The following is a 1,950-nucleotide window of genomic DNA, read 5'->3' on the forward strand; positions in this document are numbered from 1 at the left end:
ATAACTTCAAAACCTACACTTCCAGGCAAAGATTCAAAAAAGCCATAAAGCAACTCATAGCTAGCAATAGAACGTCTGACCGATACGGGTACATACCCTCGACCTGAAGTTGCAAAATGAGCAAGCATTCCATTTTTATAAGACGCAAACCAATCTAGATCATTAATCTCTAAAAACTCTTCATCCATTTCCACTATTCGCCTCAAAACATACTCGTACAACTTTCACAACATTTAAAAACCCCACCTACTCTTGGACGAATAACAAAAGTAAATTTTATCTTTGGATTATTTAAGAGCAACAAATTAGCTACTCAAAACCCTGCACAACGCTCCAGTTTATTTTCACATTCCGCTTAACTCACAAGCCCACCATTTTTTCAGAATACTTTATTAATTCAGGAGCACTCTTGTTTGGCACAGAGGCACTAGAGACTGTAACCATACTCCCTACCTGAGTATCCATAGCACCTATAAAAGTTTGAGACTTATAACTGCCAATCGTACCTATATGTTCCTTCAGCCGCCGATCAGCATCACCTAAAAGCAAACATCAAATGACTGAACTACTATCTAGATAAAATTCCAAAACTTCCTCTTTTTTAACCATCAACCTTTAGCCACTCCAATAGAAACCCTCATAGCAAACAAAAAAGTAAAAGATCCCCTATCGATACATCCTAGTGAAAAGCCTACTAATATCACCACTCTTAAGAACTCTATCACTCATAAAATCCACACTATCAGACACAACAATCCCGCAACGCAAGCCCTCTGGAAAGTCAACAATTCCGCCCATAACAGTAGGTACCAAATGCCTAAAATAGTCCCCCATTTCAGTTGTTCCAACATAACCAACTGGATAGTCAACTCCAGGATTATCCCCCTCGACACCATGGTAAACAAAAAGACCTTTATTAATAGCTAGATTGGCCTCCGAATAGTGACCCATTTCATGCCAATCCTGTTCAAACTCCTCAATTATCTTACTTAAAGACGGATACTTTTTATATCGCCACGCAGAAAACAAATCAACCTCAAACCATCCTCTCTTATCATCTGGATACTCCAAGTCCCCTTCAGACTCCTCCCAAACAAACTCTGACATTTTATATAAAACTTCACCCACACCATCGACAGCCAATAGAACTCTTGGTAAATCTCCGAAGCAGTTATTCACCATAACAGCGATCCGCCCATATTTATCCATCGCAAACCAAGTCACTATAGTACCAAACTCTGGTTTCCAGCTTTCACTCAGATCAATCATAGCTAACTACCTTTTGGCCAGCTCGCACCACAATTTTTACAAGTTTCCACAACAGCCTTATCAGTAAGAGTCTCTTTTCGCCATACCTCTCTTGGGCGAAGAGCCTCAGTAAACCTTATTCTTGAAGGATCAACCCCTTGCCTGACCAGTGAGTCCGCAGCTGATATCTCAGCGCATGCACCAACTTTATTCTTACAAAAGCTCGTAAACTCACCAATTTTTACACCCAGCTTATCTTCAATATACTTCACAGTATCTACGTGCAACATATCAGAACTAATCTTCGTATTGCTACCACCGATTGCGGTTTTACCTGTTAGCGGATCATACGCACCAATCATGGTTGCATACTCACCGGCTTTCGATTTTGATGGAAACTTATTGATTTCATCTAACAAATCCTGCCTAGCTTGAGCAGATACCTTATCAATCTCAGCAAGGCTTGGCCCTTTAGCAGCACCTCCTTTCGCCGCTAACTCCTGATCTCGCAACGAGTTTGCAACCTTGCCAAGCTTGCCAACCCGATTGATAACCGCAAAATTCAGTGCAAACTCAGTCGCCCATTTCATCCTGATTTCAAGAGCGGCGCCAGAATCTCCCTGTAGTTCGTACAAAAGCGCCAGGTTCTCTGCATCCTGCTTGGCACTGTTGAAAGCAGCCATTACCTCTTGCGGGTTACTC

2 protein-coding genes and 1 pseudogene are annotated in these 1,950 nt (G+C 41.6%); all 3 read right to left on the reverse strand.

Going from position 1 to position 1,950, the window contains the following annotated elements; translation table 11 throughout:
* Window positions 1-188, reverse strand: a pseudogene (locus U873_RS36850) (hypothetical protein); the annotation flags it as partial.
* Window positions 189-666: 478 nt separating this feature from the next.
* Window positions 667-1,269, reverse strand: coding sequence for a hypothetical protein (locus tag U873_RS35740; protein WP_081818757.1), 603 nt, complete (start codon window positions 1,267-1,269; stop codon window positions 667-669).
* Between the two features lie 2 nt (window positions 1,270-1,271).
* On the reverse strand, window positions 1,272-1,950 hold a 679-nt coding region (locus tag U873_RS35745; RefSeq protein WP_218188946.1), incomplete at its 5' end, for a hypothetical protein.

It is taken from the genome of Pseudomonas sp. PH1b, assembly GCF_000633395.1.
Lineage (GTDB): Bacteria > Pseudomonadota > Gammaproteobacteria > Pseudomonadales > Pseudomonadaceae > Aquipseudomonas.